The sequence below is a fragment of the Allobosea sp. P4_C6 genome (genome assembly GCF_056402015.1).
This window is the reverse complement of sequence record NZ_JBFUIF010000016.1, coordinates 94074-116261: the sequence shown is the minus strand read 5'-3', so window position 1 is coordinate 116261 and position 22188 is coordinate 94074. Positions and strand designations below refer to the sequence as shown.

Annotated in this window: 23 protein-coding genes; 18 read left to right on the top strand and 5 right to left on the bottom strand. The window is 67.1% G+C overall.

Annotated elements, in window-relative coordinates:
* Positions 1–77 precede the first annotated feature (77 nt).
* Both AC1DVA_RS13900 and AC1DVA_RS13895 read right to left on the bottom strand, forming a co-directional pair.
* A complete protein-coding gene (locus AC1DVA_RS13900) occupies positions 78–533 on the bottom strand; it encodes an RbsD/FucU family protein (protein ID WP_476806227.1) in 456 nt (151 codons plus the stop codon).
* 108 nt (positions 534–641) lie between these two features.
* Entirely contained in the window at positions 642–1550 is a 909-nt protein-coding gene (locus AC1DVA_RS13895; RefSeq protein ID WP_476806226.1) for an amidohydrolase family protein, read from the bottom strand.
* A gap of 201 nt (positions 1551–1751) precedes the next feature.
* Between AC1DVA_RS13895 and AC1DVA_RS13890 the strand changes: the two genes are divergently transcribed.
* The 8 genes from AC1DVA_RS13890 (at position 1752) to AC1DVA_RS13855 (ending at position 9852) form a co-directional block, all read left to right on the top strand.
* Positions 1752–3089, top strand: a complete 1338-nt coding sequence (locus tag AC1DVA_RS13890) for an ABC transporter substrate-binding protein (protein ID WP_265050028.1) — start codon at positions 1752–1754, stop codon at positions 3087–3089.
* A gap of 102 nt (positions 3090–3191) precedes the next feature.
* On the top strand, positions 3192–4118 hold the full coding sequence (locus tag AC1DVA_RS13885; protein WP_265050027.1) for a carbohydrate ABC transporter permease: 927 nt from the start codon (positions 3192–3194) through the stop codon (positions 4116–4118).
* Between the two features lie 178 nt (positions 4119–4296).
* Entirely contained in the window at positions 4297–5115 is an 819-nt protein-coding gene (locus AC1DVA_RS13880; RefSeq protein WP_265050026.1) for a carbohydrate ABC transporter permease, read from the top strand.
* An 83-nt stretch (positions 5116–5198) separates the two neighbouring features.
* Positions 5199–6095: a dihydrodipicolinate synthase family protein gene (locus AC1DVA_RS13875; RefSeq protein WP_476806225.1), complete on the top strand. Its 897-nt coding sequence runs from the start codon at positions 5199–5201 to the stop codon at positions 6093–6095.
* Positions 6096–6120: 25 nt separating this feature from the next.
* A complete protein-coding gene (locus AC1DVA_RS13870; protein ID WP_476806224.1) occupies positions 6121–6798 on the top strand; it encodes a GntR family transcriptional regulator in 678 nt (225 codons plus the stop codon).
* Between the two features lie 52 nt (positions 6799–6850).
* Entirely contained in the window at positions 6851–7843 is a 993-nt protein-coding gene (locus AC1DVA_RS13865; RefSeq protein ID WP_476806223.1) for a sialic acid TRAP transporter substrate-binding protein SiaP, read from the top strand.
* 210 nt (positions 7844–8053) lie between these two features.
* Complete coding sequence (locus tag AC1DVA_RS13860) at positions 8054–8569, top strand: TRAP transporter small permease (protein WP_476806222.1); 516 nt, start codon at positions 8054–8056, stop codon at positions 8567–8569.
* Positions 8566–9852: a TRAP transporter large permease gene (locus AC1DVA_RS13855; protein WP_265050021.1), complete on the top strand. Its 1287-nt coding sequence runs from the start codon at positions 8566–8568 to the stop codon at positions 9850–9852. The genes AC1DVA_RS13860 and AC1DVA_RS13855 overlap by 4 nt, the downstream gene beginning before the upstream one ends.
* Positions 9853–9868: 16 nt before the next feature.
* On the opposite strand, the gene ppk2 is transcribed toward AC1DVA_RS13855, so the two are convergent.
* Positions 9869–10822, bottom strand: coding sequence for a polyphosphate kinase 2 (gene ppk2, locus AC1DVA_RS13850; RefSeq protein ID WP_476806221.1), 954 nt, complete (start codon positions 10820–10822; stop codon positions 9869–9871).
* A gap of 119 nt (positions 10823–10941) precedes the next feature.
* Between ppk2 and AC1DVA_RS13845 the strand changes: the two genes are divergently transcribed.
* From AC1DVA_RS13845 to phoB, 7 genes are all read left to right on the top strand, one after another.
* Positions 10942–11994: an ATP-binding protein gene (locus AC1DVA_RS13845; protein WP_476806220.1), complete on the top strand. Its 1053-nt coding sequence runs from the start codon at positions 10942–10944 to the stop codon at positions 11992–11994.
* Between the two features lie 113 nt (positions 11995–12107).
* Positions 12108–13133: a phosphate ABC transporter substrate-binding protein PstS gene (pstS, locus tag AC1DVA_RS13840; RefSeq protein WP_476806219.1), complete on the top strand. Its 1026-nt coding sequence runs from the start codon at positions 12108–12110 to the stop codon at positions 13131–13133.
* A gap of 246 nt (positions 13134–13379) precedes the next feature.
* Positions 13380–14336: a phosphate ABC transporter permease subunit PstC gene (gene pstC / locus AC1DVA_RS13835; protein WP_442865031.1), complete on the top strand. Its 957-nt coding sequence runs from the start codon at positions 13380–13382 to the stop codon at positions 14334–14336.
* 17 nt (positions 14337–14353) lie between these two features.
* Complete coding sequence (gene pstA, locus AC1DVA_RS13830) at positions 14354–15238, top strand: phosphate ABC transporter permease PstA (protein ID WP_476806218.1); 885 nt, start codon at positions 14354–14356, stop codon at positions 15236–15238.
* A 40-nt stretch (positions 15239–15278) separates the two neighbouring features.
* The gene (gene pstB / locus AC1DVA_RS13825) at positions 15279–16085 is read left to right on the top strand and encodes a phosphate ABC transporter ATP-binding protein PstB (RefSeq protein ID WP_265050015.1); all 807 of its coding nucleotides are present in this window, start codon (positions 15279–15281) and stop codon (positions 16083–16085) included.
* A gap of 85 nt (positions 16086–16170) precedes the next feature.
* Positions 16171–16890 (top strand): phosphate signaling complex protein PhoU, encoded by a 720-nt coding sequence (phoU, locus tag AC1DVA_RS13820; RefSeq protein WP_265050014.1) that lies wholly within the window; start codon positions 16171–16173, stop codon positions 16888–16890.
* 11 nt (positions 16891–16901) lie between these two features.
* Complete coding sequence (gene phoB, locus AC1DVA_RS13815; RefSeq protein WP_265050013.1) at positions 16902–17600, top strand: phosphate regulon transcriptional regulator PhoB; 699 nt, start codon at positions 16902–16904, stop codon at positions 17598–17600.
* A 12-nt stretch (positions 17601–17612) separates the two neighbouring features.
* On the opposite strand, the gene AC1DVA_RS13810 is transcribed toward phoB, so the two are convergent.
* Positions 17613–17999, bottom strand: a complete 387-nt coding sequence (locus AC1DVA_RS13810; RefSeq protein WP_476806217.1) for a SpoIIAA family protein — start codon at positions 17997–17999, stop codon at positions 17613–17615.
* A gap of 53 nt (positions 18000–18052) precedes the next feature.
* Positions 18053–18979, bottom strand: coding sequence for a LysR substrate-binding domain-containing protein (locus AC1DVA_RS13805; RefSeq protein WP_476806216.1), 927 nt, complete (start codon positions 18977–18979; stop codon positions 18053–18055).
* Between the two features lie 96 nt (positions 18980–19075).
* Here AC1DVA_RS13805 and argH point away from each other — a divergent pair, with 96 nt between their 5' ends.
* The 3 genes from argH to AC1DVA_RS13790 are packed head-to-tail and all read left to right on the top strand — an operon-like array spanning position 19076 to position 22172.
* The gene (gene argH / locus AC1DVA_RS13800; protein ID WP_476806215.1) at positions 19076–20491 is read left to right on the top strand and encodes an argininosuccinate lyase; all 1416 of its coding nucleotides are present in this window, start codon (positions 19076–19078) and stop codon (positions 20489–20491) included.
* On the top strand, positions 20488–21381 hold the full coding sequence (locus AC1DVA_RS13795) for an amino acid ABC transporter permease (RefSeq protein ID WP_476806214.1): 894 nt from the start codon (positions 20488–20490) through the stop codon (positions 21379–21381). Before argH ends, AC1DVA_RS13795 begins: the two co-directional genes overlap by 4 nt.
* Positions 21378–22172 carry an amino acid ABC transporter ATP-binding protein gene (locus tag AC1DVA_RS13790; protein ID WP_320109511.1) on the top strand — a complete coding sequence of 265 codons (795 nt, stop codon included), beginning with the start codon at positions 21378–21380 and terminating at the stop codon, positions 22170–22172. The genes AC1DVA_RS13795 and AC1DVA_RS13790 overlap by 4 nt, the downstream gene beginning before the upstream one ends.
* The last annotated feature ends 16 nt before the right edge of the window (positions 22173–22188 follow it).

Genomic DNA, 22188 nt, shown 5'->3' with positions numbered 1-22188 from the left:
CGCGCGCGCCGCGCGGGTGCGGCAGGCGCAGGCCGCCGAGCGCGAGGGCGGCGCCCTGTCGCGGCCGGGGCGGGGGCTCAGCCCGGCTCCCCGGCGATGACGCCCTTGCGCAGCAGGAAGCAGCCATAGGGTCGGGGATCGCCGACCTGCACCACCGCGAAGGCGCCCCGCGCCGCCGCGTAGAAGGCGAAGCGCTCGATCCCCGCCAGCGGGGCGGGGCGGCCGAGCGCCGCATCGATCTCGCCTTGCACGGCCCGCTGCACATCCGGCAGCGCCGCCGCATCCCCCACCACCTCCATGCGCCTCAGCGGCTCCGGCTCGAAATCGTCGATCGGCAGCACCGAGAGGATGGCGCGCGCGGCGCGCTGCATCGTCAGGCCGGGCAGGCGGATCAGCCTGCCGCTCGTGGTCGAACTGGCGATCGTCTCGGCCGGGTGGTTGGCATCGACCAGCGCGAGGTCGTCGCCATGGCCCATGGCGGCAAGCACCCAGAGCAGGTCTGCGGAGAGCACGGGATCGAGGTTCTTCAGCATGGCGGGGTTCCTTGGCGAGCCCTCATCCTGAGGAGGCGCGTCAGCGCCGTCTCGAAGGATGCTCCAGGAGGCTCCTAAGCGAGCTGGATCATCCTTCGAGACGCGGCCTCACGGCCGCTCCTCAGGATGAGGGCTGAGAGGTGAAGTTGGCAATGGCGAGGCTGCCGGGCGGCGCCCCCTCTTCGTCAGGTAGATGCGGGCGGCGTTGCCGCCGAAGATCGCGGCGCGCTCGGCTTCGGAGAGCGTGGCGGTGAGCCGCTCGGCCGTGGCGAGCCACTGGTCATAGGAGGAGCGAAGCGTCGCGACCGGCCAGTCGCTGCCCCAGAGCAGGCGCTGCGGCCCGAAGCAGGCGAGGAGCTGGGCGACGGCCGGCGCCAGCGTCGCCTCGCGCCAGCCGGGCGGCGCCTCGGTGACGAGGCCGGAGAGCTTGCAGACGGTGTTCGGCCGCGCGGCCAGCGCCGCGATGCCGGCACGCCAGGCGGAGAGATCGGCGCCGGTGAGGTCGGGCTTGGCGCCGTGGTCGATGACGACCGGGAGCTCGGTCTCGCGCTCCAGCAGCGTGAGGAGGGCGGGTATCTGCGCCGGCTTCACCAGCGCGTCGAAGACGAGGCCGTGGGCCTTGAGCGCGGCGAAGGCGGGGGTAAGGTCCGGCCGCGCGAGCCAGTTCGGATCGGGAATGTCCTGCACCATCGGCCGCAGGCCCACCAGCAGCGGGTCGGCGGCGAGCGCGGCGATGCGGGCGGGGGCGTCGGGTGCCTCGAAATCGGCCCAGCCCACCACCCCGGCGACGAAGGGCGTCGCGGCGGCGAGCGCGAGCAGGTAGCGCGTCTCGGCCTCGGTCGGTGCGGCCTGGACCAGGATGGTCGAGGCGATGTCGTGCTGCGCGAGATGCGGGGCGAGGTCGGCGGGCTCGAAGTCGCGATGGATGGGCTTGAGCGCGGGCGTCAGCCAGCCATAATCGCCGCGGGCGAGCCGCCAGAAATGCTGGTGCGAATCGATGCGGGGCGGGCTCTTCACGGGCGGCTCTCGCGGATGGGCTCAAGGCCGGGCAAGGCCGGCGCGGCGCCACTATGTGCACGCCAACATGTTAGCTTGCAACCGCCTCGAAAGCGGATTAGCGTCCACCCCGATCGCGGGAGACGGAAGCGGTGCTTCCTTCCAGTTCCGCGCGACCTGAAAGCCCGCAAAGGGCAGCCTTTTGTCCTGGGGAGGACGCCGATGACCGATAGCATTCTGAAACCGACCCGCCGCGTTCTTCTGGGCGGCGCGGCCGCCGCGATCGCCTCGCCGCTCGTGCTGCGGAAGGCACAGGCGCAAGGCGCGTTCGACTGGAAGAAGTTCTCCGGCCAGTCGATCGACGTGCTGCTGGTCAAGAACCCGCGCTCCGACCTGATGCAGGCGGCGGAGAAGGAGTTCACCGAGCTCACCGGCATCAAGGTCTCGGCCGAGCAGGTGCCGGAGCAGCAGCAGCGCCAGAAGGCGGTGATCGAGTTCGCCTCGGGCAAGCCGAGCTTCGACGTCAGCGGCATCTCGCTGCACGTCCAGAAGCGCATGGCGGCCAAAGGCAAGTGGTTCGAGAACCTCGATCCCTACATCAAGAACCCTGCGCTGACGGCGCCCGATTTCGACTTCGCCGATTTCGGCGCCGGCCCGGTCGCCTATGCGCGGCAGGCGGACGGGGCGCTCGATACGATCCCGTTCTTCGTCGATTACTGGATGGTCTACTACAACAAGGAGCTCTTCGACGCGAAGGGCGTGGCCTACCCGAAGACGATGGACGAGATGTTCACCGTCGCGCAGAAGCTGCACGATCCTGCGAAGGGCATCGCCGGCTTCGTCTCGCGCGGCCTGAAGAACGCCAATGTCCCGGTCTGGACCTCGCTGATGCTCGGACAGGGCATGGAGACGACCTCGCCGGAGGGCAAGCTGCTCACCGATACGCCGGAGGCGATCTGGGCGGCCGATCTCTATCGCAAGCTCAACAAGGAGACCGGCCCGGCCGGGCAGGTCGGCTTCAACTGGAACGAATGCCAGACCACCTTCATGCAGGGCCGCGCCGCGATGTGGCTCGACGGCATCGGCTTCGCCACGCCGCTGGAGGATCCGACCAAGTCGCGCATCGTCGGCAAGGTCGGATATGGCGTCACGCCGCCGGGGCCGAAGGCGCATTACGCCGGCATGTTCGCCGACGGCATGGGCATCTCGCGCGGCTCCTCGAAGAAGGAGGCGGCCTGGCTCTACCTGCAGTTCATGACCAACAAGAAGAACCAGATCGCGATGCTCAAGGCCGGCGCCGGCGCGCCGGGCCGTTCCTCGGCCTATCTCGACACCGAGACGATCCAGCAGTCGAAGTTCGGCAAGCAGTATTTCGACTGCCTGCTGTCCTCCGCCAAGATCGCGCGGGCCGGCCTGCCGCAGATCGTGCCGGTGACCGAATTCCGCGACGTGTTCGGCGTGGCGCTGACCAATGCGATCGGTGGCGCCGATGTCGCGGCCGAGCTCAAGAAGGCGACCGAGACCTTCGCGCCGGTGCTCGCCAAGAGCGAGCAGGGGTGAGGATCATAGGCGTCATGGCCGGGCTCGACCCGGCCATCTCGCGACCATTGGGCCTTTTTCAAAGAGATGCCCGGTCAGGCCCGGGCATGACGGTTCGAACGCATGACCAGCACGTCCCTGCCAGCAAGTCTCGCCAGTGCAGCGCCTCCGGCCGCTGCCGCGTCGCATGATTTCACGCCGCGCTACTGGCTGTTCTCGCTGCCGGCGGTGCTGGTGATCACGGCGGTGATCGTCTTTCCGTGGCTGTTCACGCTCTACATGTCCGGCCAGGATTGGAAGATCGGCGGCGGCGTGGAATTCGTCGGCCTCGGCAATTTCGCCGAGCTGGCGAAGGACCAGCGCTTCCTCGAGTCGATGGGGCATACGGTCTATTTCACGGTCCTCGCGGTGGTGCTGCCCATCGTGTTCGGCACGGCGGCGGCGCTGGTCTTCCATCGCGAATTCCCGTTCCGGGGCCTGCTGCGCACCATCTTCGTGATGCCGATGATGGCGACGCCGGTCGCGGTCGCGCTGGTCTGGACGATGATGTTCCACCCGCAGCTCGGCGTGCTCAACTACCTGCTGTCGCTGATCGGGATCGGGCCGCAGGGCTGGGTCTACGATCCGGCGACGGTGATCCCGACCCTCGTCATGGTCGAGGTCTGGCACTGGACACCGCTCGTCATGCTGATCGTGCTCGGTGGCCTAGCCGGCCTGCCGCGCGAGCCTTATGAATCCGCGCTGATCGACGGCGCCAATGACTGGCACATGTTCCGGCACATCACGCTGCCGCTGGTCTGGCCCTTCATCATGGTGGCGATCGTGATCCGCACCATCGATGCGCTGAAGGCCTTCGACACGATCTTCGTGATCACCCAGGGCGGACCGGGGACGGCGTCGGAGACGCTCAACATCTTCCTCTATCTGCAGGCCTTCCAGTTCTACAAGATCGGCTATGCCTCGGCCGTCGTGGTGATCTTCTTCGTCATCATCATCATGCTCTCGCTGCTGCTGCTCTATGCGCGGCAGAAGTCGAAGTGGAACGCGTGATGGGCTCCTCTTCCGGCTTCCTTGCCCTGTCTCTCCGCGTCACTGCCCTCGCAATGTCATCCCGGGCTTGTCCCGGGATCCATCGGAGGGCTCGGCGCTTTACGATGGATCTCGGAGCTCCGCTTCGCTGCGTCCGGGATGACGGTGTCCTTTCCTGTCGGGGCGAGGGGTGGTCGTCATGACCCGCACGCTAAAAAAGGTCGGCTTCTGGGCCTCGGTCTTCGTGCTGGTGTCGCCGGCGGTGCTGGTCTTCCTTTGGATGATCTCGCTGTCGCTGAAGAACGAGCTCGACAACACCGCCTTCCCGCCGGTGTTCATCCCCGATCCGCCGACGCTGAAGAACTATGTCGATGTCTTCGCGCAGAACAATTTCGGGCTCTATCTGTGGAACTCGATCCTCGTCACCGGCGGGGCGGTGCTGATCGGGCTTCTGGTCGGCGTGCCCGCCGGCTACGGCATCGCGCGCGGCAAGGCGCACAAGTTCGCGGTGCTGATCCTGGTGGCGCGGATGACGCCGGCCTTGTCCTATCTCATCCCGCTCTTCCTGCTGTTCCAGATCACCGGCCTCGTCGGCACGATCACGGCGCTCGTCATCACCCATCTCGTCATCACGATCCCGATCATCGTCTGGATCATGATCGGGTATTTCGAGAACGTGCCGATGGAGCTGGAGGATGCCTCGCGCATCGACGGCGCGACGAGCTGGCAGGCCTTCCGCCATGTCGCGCTGCCGCTGGCGAAGCCGGGCATCGTCGTGGGCGGCATCCTCGCCTTCATCTTCTCCTGGAACAACTTCATCTTCTCGGTGGTGCTCGGCGGCAAGGCGAGCCGCACGCTGCCATCGGCCGTCTACAACTCGCTGACCTTCGAGCAGATCTCTTGGGGTCCACTGGCGGCGGCGGCGCTGCTGGTGACGCTGCCGGTGCTGCTGGTGACGGTGATCGCGCAACGCCAGATCGTCGCCGGGCTCTCCTCCGGAGGTCTCAAGGACGGCTAGCGAAACCGCTGGCGAGCGCTTGCGGGCACCTCTGTCTTCATACTAACATGTCAGTCACCGTTCAGACCTGAAAGCTCCCTCAAATGGCCACCGACAAGAACCGCTTCGGCCTTTCCTGCGCGATCACGACCCCGATGCGGGAGGGCGGCGGCGTCGACCTGCCGCGTCTCGTCAAGCATGCGCGACATGTGCTTTCCCAAGGCTGCGACTCGGTCACGCTGTTCGGCACGACGGGCGAGGGCGCGGCGCTCGGCTTGCCGGCGCGCACCGCGATGATGGGCGCGCTGATCGGGGCGGGTATCGATCCGGCCCGTCAGATCTATGCCGGCATCGCGGCGGCCTCCATGCATGAGGCGGTCGAGCAGGCCGGGCTGGCGCTGGATGCCGGGGCGAAGGGCCTGCTGGTCGCGCCGCCCTTCTACTTCAAGGGCGTCAGCGACGAGGGGCTCTATGTCTGGTTCTCGCAGTTCTTCGAGAAACTGGGCGGCTCGGCCCGCAACGTCATCCTCTACCACATCCCTTCGGTGACGGCGGTCGACATCAGCGTCGGGCTGGTGCAGCGGCTGAAGACGGCGTTCCCSGGGCTCGTCATCGGCGTCAAGGATTCCTCGGGCAGCTATGCCAATACCGAGGCGCTGCTGAAGGCGCATGGCGAGCTCGCCATCCTGGTCGGCGACGAGCGCCAGCTTGCCAAGGCGGTGCGCAACGGGGCTGAGGGCACGATCTGCGGCCTCGCCAATCTGGTGCCCGGCCTGCTGCGCCCGATGGTCTACGAGGGCAAGGACAGCCCGGTGGTGAACGCGCTGGTCGACGAGATCTGCTCGCACCCGGTGCTGGCGGCGGTGAAGGCTCTGACCGGCCATATCCATGGCGATCCCGGCTATGGCGCGATGCGCCCGCCGCTGGAGGCGCTGGACGAGGCGACCCGCAAGCGGCTCTTCGCCGCCTTCGATTCGATCTCGCAGGCGAAAGCCGCCTGAAGGAGGCGGCCTGAGGGAGGGCGACGTGAACCAGCCGGAGCAGGAACCGCGCGAAGGCGAACCGCTGAAGCTGAGGGAGCGCGCCTATGCCTCCTTCACCGAGCGGCTGCTGGCGCGCGAGATCAAGCCCGGCCAGTTCGTGACCCAGCGCGAGCTCGTCGCGATGACCGGCTTTCCGCTCGGCGCGATCCGCGAGCTGATCCCGCGACTGGAAGCAGAGGGGCTGATCAAGACCGTGCCGCAGCGCGGCATGCAGGTCGCCCATGTCGACCTCAACCTGATCCGCAACGCCTTCCAGTTCCGGCTCTTCCTCGAGAAGGAGGCGACGGCGCTCTATGCGCGCAACGCCACGGATGAGGAGATCGCCGAGCAGCGGGCGCGGCACGAGGCGATCGTCGCCCGCGCCGAAGCGGGCGGCGACGAGCGCCTGATCGAAGACGCCGAGGACATCGACCGGCTGATGCACGAGGCGATCATCGATCACCTCGACAACGACATCGTCAGCCAGGCCTTCCGCGTGACCTGGCTCAAGATCCGCCTGATCCGGCAATACGAGACGCGCATCCACAACAGCATCATCGTGCCGGTGATGCAGGACCATCTCGCGATCATCGCGGCGGTCGAGACGCGCGACCCCGAGCGCGCGGCCGAGGCGATGGCCGCCCATATCGGCAACGCCAGGACACGGGCGATGCAGTACTGACATCCGCAACCACCACGAGCCGGAGAACCGGCCGCTCCCGGAGGGAACAGCGATGAAGAGGCAGACGAGGCGCGATTTTCTGGCTGCCACGGCGGCAGGGGCGGCAACGATCGCCGCGCCCAACATCCTGCGGGCGCAGCAGCTGGTGCTGCGCTGGGCCGACGGCCAGCCGGCGAGCCATCCCTCGCCGCAGAGCGCGGTGAAGGCCGGCGCCGAAATCAAGGAGAAGACCGGCGGGCGCGTCGAGATCCAGTCCTTCCCGAACGGGCAGCTCGGCTCCTCGCGCGACATGGTCGAGTCGGTGGCATCGGGCGCGCTGACCATGGTCACGGAAGGCGCGGCGCAGCTCGGCCAGTTCGTGCCGCAGCTTTCGATCATCGAGGCGCCCTATATCTGGAAGGATTCGGCGCATATGACGCGGGCGCTGAAATCCCCGCTGATCGACGAGCTCAACAAGGCGCTGGTCGAGAAGCGCGGCATGCGCATGATCGGCGTCAACTATTACGGCGTGCGCCACCTCACCAGCGGCAAGAAGGCGATCAACTCGGTCGAGGACATGAAGGGCTTCAAGCTGCGCGTGCCGGAGGTCGACACCTTCCGCGCCATGGCCGAGGCCTGGGGGGCGCGGCCGACGCCGCTGAACTTCTCCGAGCTCTATCTCGCCCTGTCGCAAGGGGCGGTCGACGGCCAGGAGAACCCGCTGCCGACCATCGCTTCCGCCAAGCTCGGCGAGGTCCAGAAATACCTCGTGCTGACCGCGCACATCATCACGCCGCGGCTGGTGATCGTGAACGAAAGCGCCTGGCAGAAGATACCCCAGGCCGATCGCGACGTCATCGTCGCGGCCGTCGACAAGGCCGCCACCTGGCAGGACAACGAGATCCTGGAGCAGGAAAAGGGCCTCGCCGACACGCTGGCGAAGGGCGGCATGACGGTGATCAAGCCCGACAACGAGGCCTTCCGCAAGCCGGTTCTGGCGAGCGTGCCGGCCAAGTTCGAGAGCAAATGGGGCAAGGGGCTCTGGGACCGCATCCAGGCGCTTTGAGTCGGTCGTCCGTAAAGATCGTTCCGCCGTCATTCCGGGGCGCTGCGCAGCAGCGAGCCCGGAATCCATAGCCGCCGATTTCACCCGGGAAGAGCGGGACGTTCGCTTCGTCTTTTGCGGTCGTCGTCGCGGTTCTGGGTTCCGGGCTCAGGCCGCTGGCCTGCCCCGGAATGACCGCGTGGTTCCGAGCCGAGGCTGAGAGATATCCCGATGGCCGTATTGGTACGCGCAATATTCGACCGCCTGATGGAGGTGATCGCGGCGATCCTTCTCGTCGCGCTCCTCGTCACCGTGACGCTGGGCATCGTGACGCGGGCGCTGGGTGACCCGCTGATCTGGACCGACGAGGTCTCGCGCTTCCTGATGCTGTGGGTCGCCGTCGCGGGCTGGGTCCTGGCGAGCCGGCGGCGCGCCCATATCCGCATCCGCTTCTTCCACAATCTCCTGCCGCAGCATGGCTGGCGGGCGGCCGAGACCGTGATGCAGCTGGCGATGATCGTCTTCGGCCTGCTGGTGACCTGGTACAGCGTCCATCTGGTCCATGCGAATTACGACCTCGAGGCGACGACGGTGCCGCTCTCGATGGGAGTGCTCTATGTGCCCATGCTGCTGGCCGGCGTCGTCACCGCGCTGCAGGGCGTGGCCGATCTCGTCGACAATCTGCGCAACTGGAACGCGCCGCCCATCGCGCCGGTCGTGCCGACGATGCAGGAGGCGGCCGAGTGAGCACGCTGATCTTCCAGATCTCCGGGGTCTGGCTGCTCTCGATCCTGGCGGGCTTCCCGCTCTTCGCCTCGATGGGGCTGGCCGCCTTCGCCTTCGTGCTGATCGGCGATTTCTCCGCCTCGATCGTGCCGCAGAAGATGGCGCAGGCGATGAACTCCTTCCCGATCGTCGCCGCGCCGCTCTTCATCCTGATGGGCAACATCCTGGGCGCGGCGCGCATCACCGACCGCATCGTCGCCTTCGCCACGGCCGTGCTCGGCTGGCTGCGCGGCGGCTATGCCCATGCCTCGATCCTGACCAGCATGATCTTCGCCGGCATGGTCGGCTCGGCGGTGGCGGATGCGGCGGGCTCGGGCGCGATCGAGATCCGCGCCATGCGCAAGGCCGGCTACCGGCCGGAAACCGCGGCCTCGATCACCGCGGCGGCCGCGACGATCGGCCCGATCATCCCGCCCTCCTTGCCGATGGTGATCTACGGCGTCACGGCCGATGTCTCGATCGGGCGGCTGTTCATCGGCGGCGTCATTCCCGGCATCCTGATGGGGCTGTCGCTGATGGTGATGGTCGCGATCATCGCCAAGCGCCAGGGCTTCCGGAAGGAGAAGTTCAAGGGCTTCCGCGAGATCGGCCGGACCTTCCTCAGCGGCTTCTTCGCGCTGATGACGCCCCCGCTGATCCTCGGCGGCATGTTCACCGGCATCTTCACGCCGACGGAAGCCGCGGCCGTCGCCTGCCTCTACGCGCTCTTCCTCGGCTTCTTCGTCTACCGCACGCTGGAGGTGAAGCAGATCTGGCCGATCCTGATCGAGACCGTCGAGACCACCGGCCTCGTCACGGTGCTGGTCATGGCGGCGGGCGCGCTCGGCTGGTGCATGTCGATCTCGCGCGTGCCGCAGACGCTGACCCCGCTGATCGTCGACACGATCAAGGACCCGCTGGTCTTCCTGCTGGTCTGCAACCTCATCCTGCTCGTCGTCGGCTGCTTCATGGAGGCGTTGGCGGCGCTCCTGATCCTGATCCCGATCCTGGTGCCAGCCGCCCACAGCTTCGGCATCGACCCGGTGCAGTTCGGCATCATCATGATCCTGAACCTGATCCTGGGGACGATCCATCCGCCGATCGGCGTCGTGCTCTTCGTGGTGACGCGGATCGCGAACGTCTCCTTCGAGACGATGTCGAAGGCGATCCTGCCTTGGCTCGTGCCGCTGCTGGTGGTGCTGGCCATGATCACGCTATGGCCGCCGCTGACGACCTGGCTGCCGAACCACGTGATGGGGCCGTGAGGCGGCGGCCGGGGTGCTATCGGCCCTCCGGCTCGCCGCCATGGTCGAGATAGCGGTCGACGGGGATGACGATCTCCTCGTCGAGTATGCCGATCGCCGCCTCGTCCTTGTCCTTGTAGGGGATCGTCTTCAGCACGTGGCGGATGGCGTTGAGGCGGGCGCGCAGCTTGTCGTTGCTGCGCACGACGTGCCAGGGCGCGCTTTCGGTCGAGGTCCGGCCGAGCATCTCGTCGAAGGCGCGGGAATAATCGTCGAAGCGCGGCAGGGCCTCGAAGTCGATCGGCGATAGCTTCCAGCGCTTCAGCGGATCGTGCCAGCGGGCATGCAGCCGCGTGATCTGCATCTCGCGCCCGATGGTCAGGAAGAGCTTGATCAGGCGGACGCCGTCCCGCGCCAGCATGCCCTCGAAGACCGGCGCCTCGCGCAGGAAATGCTCGGTTTCCTCCGGCGTGCAGAAGCCCATGACGCGCTCGACGCCGGCGCGGTTGTACCAGGAGCGATCGAAGAACACGATCTCGCCCGCCGTCGGCATCTCGGCAGCGTAGCGCTGCAGGTACCACTGGCCCTTCTCGGTATCGGAGGGTTTCGGCAGCGCGACGATGCGGGCCTGGCGCGGGTTGAGATGCTGGGTGAAGCGGGCGATGGTGCCGCCCTTGCCGGCGCCGTCGCGGCCCTCGAAGACGATGACGATGCGCTCGCCCTGCTTTGCGGCCCAGCGCGTCAGCTTCTGCAATTCGATCTGGAGCGGCTCGAGCTCGCGGTTGTAGCGCTTGCGCTTCATCCGCTTGCCATAGGGATAGTCGCCGCTGTGATAGGCGGCATCGACGATGGCTTCCGGCAGCGTATCGGCCTCGATGTCGAAGTCCTTGAGCTTGGCGGGCTTCGAGCGGGCCTTCGCCGGCTTCGGTTGGTTCCCCGACGGCAATTCGATCGCGTTCTTCGCATTTGAACCGGAGAATTTCTTCGCCATCGTCGGCTCCTTGTTTCGCGCAAAGCCTAGCCGGCTGCCGCGCGGAAGGGAATTGACGCTTCCGCTTCTTCCGCTCAGGAAGGGCGCGCCGGCCGCCGCCGGCAGGCTTCGGGCGCTCCATGGTCGACATTGCCGTTTCCCACTCCGCGACGACGCGGCACATGATCGAGGCGCTCGGCGCTCCGGTCGTACTGCTCGACGAGCAGGGTTTCGCGCAGGCGTTGAGCCCGGCGATGCACGCGCTCATTCCGGGGCTCGAGATCGGCAAGCTGCTGGCCTTGGTGCTGCGCGACCCCGATCTCAACGACGCGATCGAGCATGTCGCGCTCGGGGGAGATCGCAAGACCGTCGAGCTCGTCGAGCGGGTGCCGTTCGAGCGAGCCTTTCGCATCCATATCGCGGCGCTGGGCGCCGGGCGCCGGCGCGCGACGCTGCTGACCTTCCAGGACCTCAGCGAGCAGCGGGTGATCGAGCGCATGCGCGTCGATTTCGTCGCCAATGCCAGCCACGAGCTGCGCACGCCGCTGGCCTCGCTGCTCGGCTTCGTCGAGACCTTGCAGGGGCCGGCGCGCAACGACGAGCGCGCCCGCGAGCGCTTCCTCGGGATCATGCGCGAGCAGGGGCTACGCATGGCGCGTCTCGTCGATGACTTGCTCTCGCTCTCACGCATCGAGCAGCGTGCCCATGTTGCGCCCGACACGCCCGTCGATCTCGCCGGCATCGCGCGCGAGATCGTCGACTCGCTCACCTTGATGGCGCGCGAGCGCGAGGTGACGCTGACATTGCGCACGCCGCGCGAGCCGCTCCAGGTTCCCGGCGATCGCGACGAACTGCTGCGGCTGATGGAGAACCTCGTCGAGAACGCGATCAAATATGGCAAGCGGGGCGGCGAGGTCCTGATCACCGTCGAGGCCGGGGAGGGCGAGGCCAGCTTCCATGTGCGTGACGACGGCCCCGGCATCGCGCCGGAGCACCTGCCGCGCCTGACGGAGCGCTTCTACCGGGTCGATACCGCGGCGAGCCGCGAGGCGGGCGGCACGGGCCTGGGCCTCGCCATCGTCAAGCATATCGTGCTGCGCCATCGCGGCCGGCTGACGATCGAGAGCAAGCCCGGCGAAGGCGCGACCTTCAAGGCGATCCTGCCGCGCTTCGGCGCTCAGCAGGCCGGCTAGAGACCGGCTGTCAGCCCTTCATGACAGCTTTCATGACGAAATGTCATTTGGCTGTCATATAGAGGGTGTTCTGACAGGGCCGCTGCATACAGCGACCCAGAGAGGACATCTCAATGCGCAAGATTCTCGTTCTCGCGGCCGTCGCCGCCGGGATCGCCGGTTCCGCCCAGGCCGCCGACATTACCGGCGCCGGCGCGACCTTCCCCTTCCCGATCTATTCCAAGTGGGCCGAGGCCTACAAGAAGGACACGGGCATCGGCCTGAACTACCAGTCGATCGGCTCGGGCGGCGGCATCCGCCAGATCAAGGCGAAGACCGTCGCCTTCGGCGCGACCGACGCCCCGCTCAAGGGCGAGGACCTCACCAAGGACGGCCTGATCCAGTTCCCGACCGTGATGGGTGGCGTCGTTCCGGCCGTCAACATCGCCGGCATCGAGCCGGGCAAGCTCAAGCTCTCGGGCGAGATCATCGCGCAGATCTATCTGGGCGACATCAAGAAGTGGAACGACCCGAAGATCGTGGCGCTCAACGCCGGCGTGACCCTGCCGGACGCCAACATCAACCCGGTCTACCGCTCGGACGGCTCGGGCACGACCTTCGTCTTCACCGACTACCTCTCGAAGGTCTCGGCCGACTGGAAGTCCAAGATCGGCACCAACCAGTCGGTCCAGTGGCCGGTCGGCATCGGCGGCAAGGGCAATGAAGGCGTCTCGGCTTCCGTCAAGCAGGTCGCGAACTCGATCGGCTATGTCGAGTACGCCTATGCCAAGCAGAACAAGCTCGCCCATGCCCTGGTGAAGAATGCCGACGGCAACTTCCCGGCGCCGGAAGAGAAGGCGTTCCAGGCCGCTGCGGCCAATGCCAACTGGCAGGAGCAGCCCGGCTTCGGCATCTCGCTCAACAACCAGAAGGGCGCGGATGCCTGGCCGATCACCTCGGCGACCTTCATCCTCGTCCATGCCAAGCCGGAGAAGCCGGAAGATGTGCAGTCCGCGCTGAAGTTCTTCGACTGGACCTACAAGAGCGGCGACAAGCTGGCGAGCGAGCTCGACTACGTCGCACTGCCGGCGAATGTGAAGGACCAGGTCCGCGCTGCCTGGAAGGGCGTGACCGATACCGCCGGCAAGCCGATCTTCTGATCGCTGCGGCCGACAAGGCGAGGCGGGACATTCCCGCCTTGCCGATACATTCAGCCCTCATCCTGAGGAGCCGCGGTGCGCGGCGTCTCGAAGGATGGATCCAGAGTGCACGGGAGCCTCCTTCGGGACACGCTCCTGCAGAGCGCTCCTCAGGATGAGGGCTGAGGTTGATCGGCGCCGGGCGACCGGCCGCAGGCGACCTCGGCTACGACACCGGAGCTTCCGCGGATGACCGCAGCAACCGACATGACGAGCATTCCCGGCGCGGCGCCGATCGTCCGCAGGACGCCGAAGGCAGGCTTCGACCTGTTCTTCCGCAATGCCAGCTTCGCGGCGGCGCTGTTCGTCCTGGTGCTGCTCGCCGGCATCATGCTCTCGATGGTCGTCGGCGGCTGGCCGGCCTTCCGCGAGTTCGGGCTCGGCTTCATCACCTCCAGCGTCTGGGACACCCAGAACGACCAGTACGGCGCCTGGCCGGCGATCGTCGGCACGCTCTCGACGGCGCTGATCGCGCTGCTGATCGGCGTGCCGCTCTCGCTCGGCATCGCCGTCTATCTCACCCAGCTCGCGCCGCCCTGGTTCAAGCGGCCGGTCGCCACCGCGATCGAACTGCTCGCCGCCGTGCCCTCGATCATCTACGGCATGTGGGGCCTGTTCGTCTTCGCGCCGCTCTTCGCGGCCTATGTGCAGATTCCGCTCTCGAACATCGTCGAGGGCATCCCGATCGTCGGCACCGTGCTCTACTCGCGCTCGCCCTCGGGTCTCGGCATCTTCACGGCCGGCATCATCCTGGCCTTCATGATCGTGCCCTTCATCGCCTCGATCACCCGCGACATGCTGGAGCAGATCCCCTCCGTGCTGCGCGAGAGCGCCTACGGCATCGGCGCGACGACCTGGGAGGTCGTGCGCCATGTGCTGGTGCCGCAGGCCGGCGTCTCGATCATCGGCGCGGTCATGCTGGGCCTGGGCCGCGCGCTCGGTGAGACGATGGCGGTGACCTTCGTCGTCGGCAACGCCAACCGCCTGTCGAGCTCCATCCTCGATCCGGGCTCGACCATCGCCTCGCGCATCGCCAACGAGTTCAACGAGGCGATGGGCCTCCAGCTCAACTCGCTGATCGCGCTGGGCTGCATCCTGTTCTTCGTCACCTTCGTCGTCCTCGTCATCGCGCGACTGCTGGTCTCGCGGGTGAAGCGCTACTGAGGTCCCGGGAGATGAGCATGACCACTGCTTCCAAGCCGCGCGAACTGCCCCATACCCCCTGGGGGCGCGTCCGCCAGTCCCGCCGCACCGCCGACCGGCTGATGAAGATCATCGCCACCGGCTTCACCTTCTGCGCCATCTTCGTGCTGTTCTGGATCCTCGGCATGCTGGTGGTGAAGGGCATCGGCGGGCTCTCGCTCGCGACCTTCACCGAGGTCACGCCCGGCCCCGGCTCTCAAGGCGGCGGCCTCGCCAACGCCATCGTCGGTTCGGTGGTGCTGACCTTCCTGGGCATCGCCATCGCCACGCCGATCGGCGTGCTGGCGGGGACATGGCTCGCCGAGTACGGCAGGCGCTCGAAGCTCGCGAACCTGATCCGCTTCATCAACGACATTCTGCTCTCGGCGCCGTCGATCCTGATCGGCCTGTTCGTCTACGTCCTGCTGGTCGAGCCGTTCCGCGGCTATTCCGGCTGGGCCGGCGGCGTCGCGCTCGGCATCATCGCGATCCCCGTCATCGTGCGCACCACCGAGGACATGCTGAGTCTCGTGCCCGGCCCGCTGCGCGAGGCCGGAGCCGCTCTCGGCGCGCCGCCCTCGGTCGTCATCACCAGCGTGACCTGGCGGGCGGCCAAGGCCGGCATGGTCACCGGCATTCTGCTGGCGCTCGCCCGCATCGCCGGCGAGACCGCGCCGCTGATCTTCACCGCGCTCAACAACAATTTCTGGTTCTCGGCGAACCTCGTCGGGGGCGTCTCGAACCTGCCCGTGACGATCTACCAGTTCGCCTCGGCCCCTTACGAGAACTGGCAGCAGCTGGCCTGGGCCGGCTCGCTCATCATCACCATGTCGATCCTGCTGCTCTCGATCGTTGCCCGCCGCATCGTCAGCGGCGGCAAGTAGAGCTTGAATCCAACCCGGTCGCGTCTGATCCTGAAGGACCATGTCGATGCTTTCGACCCTTGAACTCTCCCCGCAATCGCTCGATGCCGAGGCGCCCGTCCGGATCGCGGTGAAAAACCTCGATTTCTACTACGGCGAGCACAAGGCGCTGAAGAACATCAATCTCGACTTCCGCGACCGGCACGTCACGGCGCTGATCGGCCCTTCCGGCTGCGGCAAGTCGACCCTGCTGCGCATCTTCAACCGGATCTACTCGCTCTATCCCGAGCAGAGGGCGACCGGCGAGATCCTGCTCGACGGGCGCAACATCATCTCCAACGATGTCGACGTGAACGAGCTGCGCTCGCGCGTCGGCATGGTGTTCCAGAAGCCGACGCCGTTTCCGATGTCGATCTACGACAACGTCGCCTTCGGCATCCGGCTCTATGAGAGGCCGCCTAAGTCCGAGCTCGACGACCGCGTCGAAGGCGCCCTGCGCCGCGCCGCGCTCTGGGACGAGGTCAAGGACAAGCTGAAGAGCTCCGGCATGGGCCTCTCCGGCGGCCAGCAGCAGCGCCTGTGCATCGCGCGCACCATCGCGCAGAAGCCGGAGGTGATCCTGTTCGACGAGCCGACCTCGGCGCTGGATCCTATCTCGACCGGCAAGATCGAGGACCTGCTGGAGCAGCTGAAGAGCGACTTCACCATCGCCATCGTCACCCACAACATGCAGCAGGCGGCCCGCATCTCGCAGTACACCGCCTTCATGTATCTGGGCGAGGTCATCGAGTTCGCGCCGACCAACACGATCTTCATGAACCCCGGCAAAAAGCAGACGCAGGACTACGTCACCGGCCGTTTCGGCTGAGCGGCGACGGACTTCTTTGTTTTATCGCATTTTCATCGCGCGAACCGGTGCCCACTTCGCTTGAAAATGCTTCGAGGATAACGCCATGACCGATCACATCGTCCGTTCCTACGACACCGATCTCGAGGGCATCCGCCGCAGCCTCGCCGAAATGGGCGGCATGGCCGAGCGCATGCTGGGCGATTCCACCGTCGCCCTGGTGCGCCGCGACACCGCGCTCGCCCAGAAGATCATCTCGGCCGACCAGCGCCTCGACAATCTCCAGCGCGAGGTCGAGGAGAAGGCGGTGCTGACCATCGCCCGGCGCCAGCCGCTCGCCAACGATCTGCGCGAGCTGATCTCGGCGATCCGCATCGCGGCGGATGTCGAGCGCGTCGGCGATCTCGCCAAGAACATCGCCAAGCGGGCCGTCGCCATCGCCGGGCAGTTCCAGCCGCCGCATCGCGCGGTCGTCGGCCTCGAGCATATCAGCCGCCTCGTCCAGGCGCAGCTCAAGGACGTGCTCGACGCCTATGCCGCCGGCAACGAGCAGAAGGCGCTCGAGGTTTGGCGCCGCGACGACGAGATCGACGCGCTCTACACCTCGCTGTTCCGCGAGCTCCTGACCTATATGATGGAAGATCCGCGCAACATCACGTTCTGCACGCATCTGCTGTTCTGCGCGAAGAACATCGAGCGCATCGGCGACCACACCACCAACATCGCCGAGACAATCCATTATCTCATCACCGGCGACTCGCTCGACGTGAACCGGCCGAAGCTCGACACGACCAATATCGAGGTCGAGGCGATCACGGGCAGCTGAGGCAAGACATCATGGCCGCACGCATCCTGATCGTCGAGGACGAGGAGCCGCTCACCCTGCTGCTGCGCTACAACCTCGAGGCCGAGGGCTTCGAGGTCGACAGCGTCGCGCGCGGGGACGATGCGGAGCTGCATCTGCGCGACCACACGCCCGATCTCGTGCTGCTCGACTGGATGCTGCCCGGCCTCTCCGGCATCGAGCTCTGCCGGCGGCTGCGCTCGCGGCGCGACACCGAGCGCGTGCCGATCATCATGCTGACGGCGCGCGGCGAGGAGACCGAGCGGGTACGCGGCCTTGCGACCGGCGCCGACGACTACGTCGTCAAGCCGTTCTCGCTGCCGGAACTGATCGCGCGCATCCAGGCGCTTCTTCGCAGGGCGAAGCCAGGTCACGTCGCGGGGCTGCTGGCCGCGGGCGATCTCGAACTCGACCGCACGACCCGGCGCGTCCGCCGCGCCGGCAGCGAGCTGCATCTCGGGCCGACCGAGTTCCGGCTGCTCGAATTCCTGATGCAGGCACCGGGGCGGGTCTATTCGCGCGCCCAGCTTCTCGATGCCGTCTGGGGCCGCGACGTCTATATCGACGAGCGCACGGTCGACGTCCATGTCGGGCGGCTGCGCAAGGCAATCACGCCTGCCAACACCAAGGACCCGCTGCGCACGGTGCGCGGCGCCGGCTACGCCTTCGACGAGACCTTCGCGCGCAGCTGACGCGCGCGATCGTCAGGCGTTGGGACCGCCCTCGATATCGCCGGCCCAGGCCAGCGCGGTGTCGTACTCCTCCGGCTTGAACGTGCGCACCGTGACGAAGGGGATCGCGGGGTTGAGCAGGTCGACGAAGGCGGCGAGCCAGCTCTTGTCGGTGACCACGGCCTCGCGGGGAAAACGCTGGAGTTCCCAGAGCTTGCCAAGGCTGTAGCGCGCATCCTTCCAGGCGGCGGCCAATGTCATGTCGGTGAAATCGGTGAAGTCGGCGAGGATGCCGATCTTCTCGTGGCGGCCAAGCTTCGCATCGATATCGGCCATGATCTGATCGAGATCATCGGCCGTCAGCGTCCGCGACAGGCGGTAGGCGCCGACATGGTCGGGGGCGGGCAGAATGGTGAGCATGTCTCCTCCTCGGCGAAGACAACGCCCCGCCCGGAGGGAAGTTTCGCGGGAAATCAGTCTGCGGCGGAAGGCGCCCGTGTCGCGGCGTCGAACTGCCCGGCTTCGCTGAGCAGCCAGGTGACGAATTCGTCGAGGCCGGGGCGATCCGGCTGGCCGAGCGGGCGGGTGAGCCAGCAGCCGGTTGCGCTCGTGAAGCCGAGACCGAGCGGGTTGACGAGCGCGCCGGAGGCCAATTCATCGGCCACATAGCAGCGCGGCGTCAGGGCGACGCCGAGCCCGGCGACGGCGGCGCTGGTAATCACGGAATAGTAGCCGTAGCGCACGGTGTGCTCGGGCACAGCGCCGCGCAGGTCGTGGGCCTCGGTGAACTCGGCCCAGAAGGTCGGCATCTGATAGTGCTGGAGCAGCGTCATCTTCTGGATGTCGGCGGCGCGGCGGAAACCGCCCATGCGTTCGATCAGGCTCGGCGCGGCGACGAGGGCGACGTCGCGGCCGAACAGGTAGTGCGCCTCCCTGCCGGTCCAGGGCGGGACGCCGTGGGCGATATCGAGATCGGGCTCTTCGGTCTCGCTCTCGCTGACATAGTTGGTGAACTGCACGTCGACGCCGGGATGAGCCTCGGCGAAGGCGGGAAAGCGCCCCATCAGCCAGCGCTCGCCGACGATGGCGACCATGTGCAGCCGGATCGGCCGGGCGACCGCGGAGCGCTCGGCCAGGCGCCGCGCGCCGCGATCCATCTGCTCCAGCGCCGCTTCGGCATAGGGCAGATAGATCGCGCCGGCCTCGGTCAGCTTCAGGCCGAGCGGGCTGCGATCGAACAGCACGGCGCCGAGATGATGCTCCAGCGAGAGGATCTGCTTGGAGACGGCGCTCTGGGTGAGGTTGACCGCCTGCGCGGCGCGGGCCGTCGAGCCCAGTCGTGCGACGGTGGTGAAGGCCCGCAGGGCGGTCGATGACGGGGGAGGCCGACCGGCAGCCATGGGGTATTCCTTTTCGGACTATCTCTGCGGAGATCGTTTCGTTTGCCGGCCTCTCGGTCAAGAGGCCATTCTTCCGCTAGGGGAGGAACGAGCATCATGAACCAGACGACCCGCCTGTGGGGCGGACGTTTCCGCAAGCCGCCGGATGCGCGGTTGATGAAGCTCTCCAGCGCAGCCGGCGAGCACGCCAGGCTGGTGCCTCAGGATGTCGCCGGCGGCAAGGCGCATGCGGCCGAACTCGGGCGCGCCGGGCTGCTGACGGCCTCGGAACTCGACACCATCCTGACCGCCCTCGACGCGATCGCACGGGACACGGTCGAAGGGCGCATCGCGCCGGGACCGCAGGACGAGGACGTCCACACCTTCATCGAGCGCATCCTGACCGAGCGGATCGGCTCGACCGGCGCCAAGCTCAGGGCCGGGCGCTCGCGCAACGACCAGGCGGCCAACAACCTCAAGCTCTATCTGCGCGAGAAGTCGCGTTCGCTGGCGGCGATGCTGGCCGAATTGCTGACCGCGATCGCCGACCAGGCGGAATTGCACGCGGCCTCGGTCAGCCCCGGCTTCACCCATCTGCAGAGCGCCCAGCCCGTCACCTTCGGCCACTGGCTGATGGCGCATGGCCAGGTGCTGATGCGCGATGCCTCGCGCCTGAAGGATTGGGAAGCGCGCTCCGGCCAGTCGCCGCTCGGGGCGGCGGCGCTTGCCGGCTCCGCGATCACGCTCAATCCCGAGCTCAGCGCGCGGGCGCTCGGCTATGACCGGCCGTTCGAGAATTCGGTCGATGCGGTCGGCGCGCGCGACCATGTCGCGGAGTTCCTGTTCGTCGCGGCGATGCTGACGACGAACCTGTCGCGGCTCGCCGAGGAGGTGACGCTGTGGGCTTCCAGGCAATTCGCCTGGGTGACGCTGGACGACGCCTTCGCCACCGGCTCCTCGATCATGCCGCAGAAGAAGAACCCCGATATCGCCGAGATCTCGCGCGGGCGGGCGGCGCGGCTGACCGGCGATCTCGTCGCCATGCTCGGAGCGTTGAAGGGGTTGCCGCTTTCCTACAACCGCGACCTCGCCGAGGACAAGCGCGCCGCCTTCGACGCAGTCGACGTGCTGGAAGAGGTGCTGCCCGCCTTTGCCGGGCTGATCGCCAGCATGAGCGCCGACGCCAAGGTGATGCGCGCCCAGGCCGGGTCCGGCTTCGCGCTGGCGACCGAGGTGGCCGACTATCTCGCCCGCAGGGGCGTGCCCTTCGCCGAGGCGCATGAGATCACCGGGACGCTTGTGCGCTATTGCGAGGAAATGGGGCGTGAGCTGGAGACGCTCGACGCCGTCGACCTCCGGGCCGTCGATCCGCGGCTCGACGCCGGCGTGATCGACCATCTGACGCTCGATGCCGCCGTCGCGGCCCGCAGCGGCCATGGCGGCACGGCACCCGACCGCGTGCGCGAGCAGATCGCGCGCTTCCGTGACAACCTGACGGCTCTTGAAGCCTGGAGCCGGGAGACGCGGCGATGACCGACGCCACTTCACCGATCAGCAGCCGCGATCTCTCCGCGATCGCCCATCTCAGGATCGTGCCGCGGCGCTTCTACGGCCGCTGGTTCGCCTCGGCCGTGATCCTCGCCATCCTGGCCTGGATTGTGATGGCCTTCGTCGAGGGCGACATCGCCTGGCCGGTGGTCCGGCAGTTCTTCACGGCGCCCGCCATCATCGCCGGCCTCGGCAACACGCTGATCATGACCGTCTGCGCGATGACGCTCGGCGTCGTGCTCGGCGTCGTCTTCGCGATCATGTACATGTCGCCGAACCCGGTGCTGCGCAGCGTGGCGCTGTTCTACATCTGGTTCTTCCGCGGCACGCCGCTGCTGCTGCAGCTCCTGATCTGGTTCAACCTGGCGCTGGTCTTCCCGACCATCGGCATTCCGGGTGTGTTCTCCTGGCGGACGATCGATATCATCGGGCCGTTCATGGCGACGCTGCTCGGGCTCGGCATGAACCAGGGCGCCTATACGGCCGAGGTGGTGCGCGGCGGCATCCTCTCCGTCGACACCGGCCAGACCGAGGCCGCCAAGGCGATCGGCATGACGCGGCTGACGACGCTGCGCCGGATCGTGCTGCCACAGGCGATGCGCGTCATCATCCCGCCGGTGGGCAACGAGGTGATCAGCATGGTCAAGCTCACCTCGGTGGCGAGCGTGATCCAGTACGCCGAGATCCTGCGCAACGCGCAGACGATCTATTATGCCAATGCGCGGGTCATCGAACTGCTGATCGTCGCCGCGGGCTGGTACCTGCTGGTCGTGACGCTGCTGCAGATCGGCCAGTATTTTCTCGAACGCCACTTCTCGAAGGGGCGGGTGGGACGGCGCATCAAACGCGCCGCGGTTCAGGAGGAGCCCGCATGAGCGCGGTGGCGAACACGGCAGAGGCCGATAGCGCGATCGTCACGATCGCCAATGTCAGCAAGTTCTTCGGCGACCTGAAGGCGCTGAACAACGTCTCGCTCTCGATCGAGCCCGGCACGGTCCAGTGCATCATCGGGCCGTCGGGCTCGGGCAAGTCGACGCTGCTGCGCTGCATCAACCAGCTCGAGAAGATCGACCAGGGTGCCATCCGCGTCGATGGCGAACTGATCGGCTATCGCCGCGTCGGCGACGAACTGCACGAGCTGACCGACCCGGAGATCGCGCGCCAGCGCCTCGCCACCGGCATGGTCTTCCAGCGCTTCAACCTGTTCAACCACATGACGGCGCTGCAGAACATCATCGAGGGGCCGCTCACCGTGCTGAAGCGGCCGCGCAAGCAGATCGTCGCCGAGGCGACGGCGCTGCTCGAGCGTGTCGGCCTCGCCGAGAAGCGCGACGCCTATCCGAGCGAGCTTTCGGGCGGGCAGCAGCAGCGCATCGCCATCGCTCGCGCACTGGCGATGAAGCCGAAGCTGATGCTGTTCGACGAGCCGACCTCCGCGCTCGACCCCGAACTCGTCGGCGAGGTTCTGAACGTGATGCGCGACCTCGCGGCCTCCGGCATGACGATGATCGTGGTCACGCATGAGCTCGGCTTCGCGCGCGAGGTGGCGGGCGACGTCGTCTTCATGGACAAGGGCGAGATCGTCGAGCAGGGTCCGCCGCAGACCGTTCTCGTCGCGCCGAAACAAGCGCGCACGCGCGACTTCATCGCCGCCGTCCTGAAGTGACGGCGGCGGAATCAGT